This is a genomic window from Flavobacterium sp. (assembly GCF_027531705.1).
In the GTDB taxonomy this organism is placed as follows: domain Bacteria; phylum Bacteroidota; class Bacteroidia; order Flavobacteriales; family Flavobacteriaceae; genus Flavobacterium.
In genome coordinates, this window is sequence record NZ_JAPZSP010000039.1 from 109,011 (window position 1) to 115,695 (window position 6,685).

The 6,685-nt window shown below is 31.3% G+C and carries 7 protein-coding genes; all 7 read left to right on the top strand.

Annotation, left to right across the window (positions count from 1 at the left end; all coding sequences use genetic code 11):
- The first annotated feature begins 2 nt into the window (after nucleotides 1-2).
- The 7 genes from O9267_RS13760 to O9267_RS13790 all read left to right on the top strand — a co-directional run bounded on the left by O9267_RS13760 (nucleotide 3) and on the right by O9267_RS13790 (nucleotide 6,418).
- Entirely contained in the window at nucleotides 3-746 is a 744-nt protein-coding gene (locus O9267_RS13760) for a head GIN domain-containing protein (RefSeq protein WP_298180549.1), read from the top strand.
- Nucleotides 747-1,219: 473 nt separating this feature from the next.
- Nucleotides 1,220-2,005: a 23S rRNA pseudouridine(2604) synthase RluF gene (gene rluF, locus O9267_RS13765; RefSeq protein WP_298180551.1), complete on the top strand. Its 786-nt coding sequence runs from the start codon at nucleotides 1,220-1,222 to the stop codon at nucleotides 2,003-2,005.
- A gap of 69 nt (nucleotides 2,006-2,074) precedes the next feature.
- Nucleotides 2,075-3,109 (top strand): site-specific tyrosine recombinase/integron integrase, encoded by a 1,035-nt coding sequence (xerA, locus tag O9267_RS13770; RefSeq protein WP_298180553.1) that lies wholly within the window; start codon nucleotides 2,075-2,077, stop codon nucleotides 3,107-3,109.
- Between the two features lie 146 nt (nucleotides 3,110-3,255).
- Nucleotides 3,256-3,771 (top strand): hypothetical protein, encoded by a 516-nt coding sequence (locus O9267_RS13775; protein WP_298180555.1) that lies wholly within the window; start codon nucleotides 3,256-3,258, stop codon nucleotides 3,769-3,771.
- Between the two features lie 206 nt (nucleotides 3,772-3,977).
- Complete coding sequence (locus tag O9267_RS13780; RefSeq protein ID WP_298180557.1) at nucleotides 3,978-4,688, top strand: hypothetical protein; 711 nt, start codon at nucleotides 3,978-3,980, stop codon at nucleotides 4,686-4,688.
- Between the two features lie 690 nt (nucleotides 4,689-5,378).
- Nucleotides 5,379-5,630: a hypothetical protein gene (locus O9267_RS13785; RefSeq protein ID WP_298180559.1), complete on the top strand. Its 252-nt coding sequence runs from the start codon at nucleotides 5,379-5,381 to the stop codon at nucleotides 5,628-5,630.
- Nucleotides 5,630-6,418, top strand: a complete 789-nt coding sequence (locus tag O9267_RS13790; RefSeq protein ID WP_298180561.1) for a hypothetical protein — start codon at nucleotides 5,630-5,632, stop codon at nucleotides 6,416-6,418. Before O9267_RS13785 ends, O9267_RS13790 begins: the two co-directional genes overlap by 1 nt.
- Nucleotides 6,419-6,685 lie beyond the last annotated feature (267 nt).

Consider the following 6,685-nt stretch of genomic DNA (forward strand, 5'->3'; position numbering starts at 1 on the left):
TTATGATAAAGTTACTATTATTTGCAGCAAAAGTCATTACGGCAGCCCTACTAGCGCTATTGTTCAATTCATGTACCTACAAAATTGACTTAGGAGACGGAATCGACGGAAACGGAAACGTACAAACCGAAACTCGAACCATTACAGAAAACTTTACAAAAGTTGATGTTTCACGCGGAATTGACGTTGTGCTAGAACAAGCAGATGCCGTAAAAATTGAAGTAGAAGCCGATGAAAACTTACTAAAACACATTACTACCAAAGTTGAAAATGGCGTTCTAAAAGTTACATCTGACGAGAATATTGACAATGCCGAAATGATGACTGTTCGCATTTCAATGCCAACTATCACTGGAATTGAAACCACAAGTGGCGCGTCAATAACGGGAAAAAACACACTAAAAGGAACCAATTTAAAAGTAAAAACTAGTAGCGGAAGCGAAATTCAAGCCAGTGTAGAGTTTGAAGAAATCAGTTGCGAATCAACCAGCGGAAGTAACATTGACATTGCTGGAAAAGCTCTAAAACTAGAAACAGCTTCGTCTAGCGGAAGCGAAATCAACGCCGAAAGCTTGCTTGCCAACGAAGTTTTTGCCCAATCAACCAGCGGAAGTTCAACACAAGTTCATCCGTTAGTAAAAATTTCAGGAAAAGCCTCTAGCGGAAGCTCTATCGATTATGATGGAAACCCTAAAACCGTCGAAAAAGAAGAAACCTCAGGCGGAAGCGTTTCATCCAATCATTAAAATTAAAGCTATGGTGTAAATAATATATTTGCTTTCAATTTATTTTGCCACAGATTTAAAGGATTTCAAAGATTTTCTTCATTATATAGATAAAAATCTGTGCTAATCAGTGTAATCAGTGGCTTAAAAAAAGCATACGCTTATTAGACTAAAGCCAAATTAAACCATTTTTTTTAACCGCAAATTCTATTAGTTGAGAGTTTGCGGTTTTTTTAATGAATAAACTTAGATTTCAAATCCGCCAAAAGATATTTTACTAACAATCTATGTGAAAATAAAATACCTCTGAAATCTTCAAATCTATTGTTTTTCTTATGTATCTATGTGGTTAAAAAAAATTAGGAGCCAATCACTCGGGCATTTTCGATAATGGTAGTTCCCGCTTTTCGCTCTACTTCGTGCCACTGCAATCGGGGCTAGATTCAATCTGTATTGATGCGAAATCATTTTTACAAAATAACTATCTTTGCCAAATGGAAGACAATCTAAAAAGGCTAAACAAGTTCATAGGTGAAACAGGATTCTGTTCCCGACGAGAAGCCGACAAACTTATCGAAGAAGGCAGAGTAACCATAAACGGCGTTGTTCCAGAAATGGGCACCAAAGTTTCTATGCACGACGAAGTGCGAATAGACGGAAAACTCATTAGAGAAAAAACCGAAAAATCTATCTACTTAGCTTTCAACAAACCACCCGGAATAGAATGTACTACCAACCTAGAAGTACGCAATAACATTATTGATTACATCAATTATCCAACCCGAATTTTCCCAATCGGACGACTTGATAAAGCCAGCGAAGGATTGATTTTTCTAACCAACGACGGCGATATTGTCAACAAAATTTTGCGTGCACGAAACAACCACGAAAAAGAATACATCGTAACGGTAAACCGACCAATTACTGACCGATTTATAGAACGAATGAGCAACGGAATTCCGATTCTAGAAACCGTTACCCGAAAATGTAAAGTCGAACAAATCAGCAAAAACGTTTTTAGAATCATCCTTACACAAGGTTTGAACCGACAAATTCGTCGTATGTGTGAATACCTTGATTATGAAGTAACAGCTCTAAAACGTACACGAATTATCAATATTTCACTCGATTTGCCAATAGGTCGCCACCGACTTTTAACCGATGCCGAAATCAAAGAACTCAATCAGTTAATAGAACCATCGAGCAAAACAGAAGAAGCCAGTTTGCCAAAACCAGCACCAAGAATCGTTCCGCCAAGAAGAGATTTTAGAAGAAAATAAAAAAAATATTCCTTGACTACTAGTTAGTTGAGGATTTTTTTTTATTTTTACATTATAAACTTATAAGCCATGTATTGGATTGCAAAAATTATCAGCCATAACGGAGAAAAACGCATTGCCGTTTATTTTGAAAAAAGCAACGAATTAATTTCCCGAATAAGAAAAGTCGAAGGTGCAAGATGGAGTCAAACACTTAAAGTCTGGCACATTCCCAATTCTGTAGAAAACCAAATTAGATTTAGTATTGTAGTCAACCAACCTTCAAAAGAAGGATTAGAACAAATTGAGAAGTTCAAGCAATGGTTAATTTCAAAGCGGTATAGTTCTAATACAATAAAAACCTATACAGAAGCATTGCGTTCCTTTTTATCTTTTTTCAACCAAAAAAGCAGCAATGAAATTTCCAATGAAGATTTAATAACTTACAATAACGAGTATATTTATAAAAACAAATTATCATCATCCTATCAAAATCAGATAGTAAATGCTATCAAACTCTATTTCAAAACTGTAAAAGAAAAAAAGATTGAAATAGAAAAAATTCATCGTCCAAAGCGAGAAAAAGTGTTGCCAAATGTATTGAGCAAAGAAGAAATAAAACTCATACTTACAGCTCACAGCAACCTAAAGCATAAAACAATGCTCTCATTAATATACAGTTGCGGGTTAAGAAGAAGCGAATTATTGAATCTATTAATAGAAGATATAGATTCCAAACGCAACATAGTAATGATAAGACAAGCCAAAGGAAAAAAAGACAGAATAGCACCTTTATCAATCAAGATTTTGCAATTACTACGAGATTATTATGTTGTTTACAAACCAAAAAAATGGTTATTTGAAGGTGTCAATGGAGACGAACCGTACGATGCTAGAAGCTTATCAAATGTTTTAAAACAAGCACTTGCAAAAGTTGGCATAACCAAGCCCGTAAGTTTGCATTGGTTACGACACAGCTATGCAACACACTTATTAGAAAGTGGCACCGATTTGCGATATATTCAAGAATTATTAGGACATCGAAGCAGTAAAACAACCGAAATTTACACACATGTGAGCACCAAGAGTTTAGAACAAATAAAAAGTCCGTTTGATGATTTATAAAAAAATGTTCTTACATAAAAATAGTACAAATTTTTTCATATATTTGAAACTTGAAGTCAAATTTATGGCACAAAGCCAACTTACGGTAAGTTGATAAGTGCAATTTATGGCTGATATAAACAAGTTACCAGTAATACTATTCGAAAATGCGTAAAAAGAAAGCCGAAATAATAATCGTAACAATACTTTGGATTTATGTCATAATATCTATGATTTATAATCCACATTTTAGAATTCAATCATTCTTTGGAATTATAAGCCTTACGTTTGTTTCAACCGCTCTTGTATTGAAAAAAGATGATTTGAGTTTAGGAGTATTAGTATTTTCCTTAACTCTTTCAACTTTTGACGCAATTAAATATGGTGATGCATTCGATGCAAGAATCGGAATTTTCCATTTATTTCCTTTGATATTATTAATTGTTTTAATCTTCACAAGGTTTAGTGAATTAATGGATTTAAAAGAAAAATGGTTTGGAGGTGAGCCAGAAGAATTGGAAAAGGCTAAAGAAAATAAAATTGCCCTTTTCACACGTGAATTTAAAAATTTATCATCAGAAGAATTAATCAAAAGAGAAAATACAAATAATTTAGTTGAAGAAGCAAAGATTGCGATAAGCCAAATTTTGAAAGAACGAAATGTGACTATAGATAAGAAATAAGTACTACTGGTAACAGCTGTTTCTAGCAATGGCTAGGCTTGGGATTTATTTATAAAACTTCTGTGAAAATCTTTTTTCTTACAATACAACTTTCGTTTTCAAATATTCGGTATATTTGCTGTTGTCAGTGAGCAAATTACGCCACTGCCAGAAGCAGCAAAACGTTAGCAGATAGCTTAAAAAAAATCGCAGAAAAAAGACGAAAAATGAAACAACTCATTTTATTATTTACAATATTATTTTCTATTAATTCTTATTCACAAAATTTAGAATATAGAAGTGTTGAATATTATTTTGATATCGTAGAAAAAAATGAAATTGAAGAACTTAAAAAAGAAGGTTTAATAAATGATAGCTTAAAAGTTGTCGAAAAATACAGAGAAACGGGAAAAGAAAATTTCAACAAAATTGGAATGGATAAATATTATGATGTTAAAATCAAAGTTTTGCAAACACTTTTCAAAGATTATTTATTTCAGCAATATGTTGAATACAAAAATGAAATTTATGTTTTATATTTTTCTATGGCTGGATTTGACGATACAGAATGGCAAATATTGAAGTGGAAAAAAGAAGATTGGAACAAGAACGAAAAAATAGATAAAAAGTTAGTAGAAGATTGTAAATTCAAATTTGAAGACAACGAAACTTCAACTGAATGCAATTTTATTCCAATTGCTTTTAATTATGATGAAGGTCCAAAAAATTTAAACGATGTGAAAATTTTTATTCAAAAAGACTTTTTAATTTTAGAAAGAGGAAATTTATATCATAGTTTGTATGACTTAAAAAACAATAAATTATTAATCAACAATGAAAGCCCAGGAACAAGTTGTAAAGCAAATAATAAAGAAGAAATGAACAAATGGATAAAAGAAAATTTACACGACAAAATTGAGAAAATCATAACTGAATAAAAAGCCATCTGCTAACACACGTTTGGCGCAATTGCGAATTTTGTGGTAAATTCACGTTCACGTTTCGCAAGAAATATTATCTTTAACAGAAAATAATCAGTTCCGAAGCTCGCAACTGACGCCAAGCGTGAGAACGTTAGAGGTTACCAATTTTCAGAAGCAACTCAGAATACAATTTGACCAAATAGTTTCTGAATTCTTGTCCACTTCTACTCTACTTTTTTCGGGCGCATTTTCTGAAATTTATGTTAAGTTTTTATCAGTTTTTTTTTGTTTTTAGCGGACAAAAATTAAGAAACTTAATGAAATCCTAAAATGGAAAACTAACTAAACTTTTGAAAACTGATTTCCGAAACGTTTCTGAAAATTTTCTGCCAAACTAAATCGTGAAAGTGTTGCGTTAGATTCTTGAACTTAAAATTTTCTACCAAACTAAATCTGAAAACTAAATCTTGAAAAATGTTGCGTTGAATTATTGAACTTGAATTTTTCCAAACTAAATCTGAAAACAAAATCTTGAAAATGTTGCGTTGAATTATTGAACTTGAATTTTTCCAAACTAAATCTGAAAACTAAATCTTGAAAAGTTTTGCGCAAAAAAAAATACTTTTAAAAGATCGAGCTTCGCTCGATTTTTTTTTGAAATTTAATGAAATAAAAAACTGAAAAGCAAAACTTTGAAAACTAAAAATGGAAAAGTTGAAAGTGGAAAAACAAAACGCAGAATTCAGTTTAAAATTCACGTTTACGTTTAAAAAGCCGATTTTGGCAACCTCTAACAGCCGTTTTGTCTCATGGCTAGTTCAGTTTTTATCTGAATTTTTATCGCTGAATCAATATTTTGTGTATTTTTGGAATGTTAAGTGTCGAAAATACGCCACGAGACAAAGCGGCAAAACGTTAGGCGAAAATTTTGGAAACCGCTTAAAAAAAGAACCTTAATGAAAAAGTTGACATTTATAATTTTAATTTTGATTACAATTATTGGCTGTTCAGAAAAAGGAAAATCTGAAATAGAAAAATTCACATTCTATTCAGCTCCATCTTTTTACAGTGGTTTTAAAATAGAAATAGATAATAATTCAAAGAAAGTCATAGCTTCAATTCCATATGAATATTTTCTTGCAGATTCAATTTCAAAAAATACTTGGAAATTTATTGATTCAACAGATTTAAAAAGTATTAGAAAATTTTTACCTAAAGAAATAAAATTCGAAGTTCAAGCAGAAAATACTAAATTTAACGAACTAAAAAGTGTCTTAAAAAAATTATCTAAATTCAAAACTGATAAATTTCCACCACATGACGGAATAACGATAAATTTAGAATTTGAAAATTCACAAAAAATAAAATCAAATAAAACTTTTTTCTCGCCAAATAGAAGTTCTGAAGAAGGAAAACTGATTATTAAAACCTATGAAATTATCGCTGAAATATTTAAAGACGAAACTAAACTTGAAGATGCAATAGAGAACTCTCAAAGATATTTTAGTGATGAAATCTTTATAGTAAAATCAACAAATCCTTTGTATGTAAAATTTTTGAATGATAATTGTGACGAATTAGAAAATCAAATAAATACACTTCCAAAAGCAAAAAAAATATTTGTTGACTTAACTAATTTTAACAAAGATAAAAATGACTGTTTGGAGAAAATACTTCGAACAAGATATTCTAAAATAAAATGGATTTTGAAAACAAACGAGAATTATGGATTCGCGGAGGATTAAATCTTCGCCTAACAGGCGTTTGGCAAGATTGCAAATTTTGTAGTAAATACACGTTTATTTCTCGCAAGAATTATTATCTTTAACAGAAAATAATCGGTTCCGAAATTCGCAACCTCGCCAAGCGCCGGGACGTTAGAGGTTACCAATTTTCAGAAGCAACTCAGAATACAATTTGACCAAATAGTTTCTGAATTCTTGTCCACTTCTACTCTACTTTTTTCGGGCGCATTTTCTGAAATTTATGTTAAGTTTTTATCAGTTTTTTTT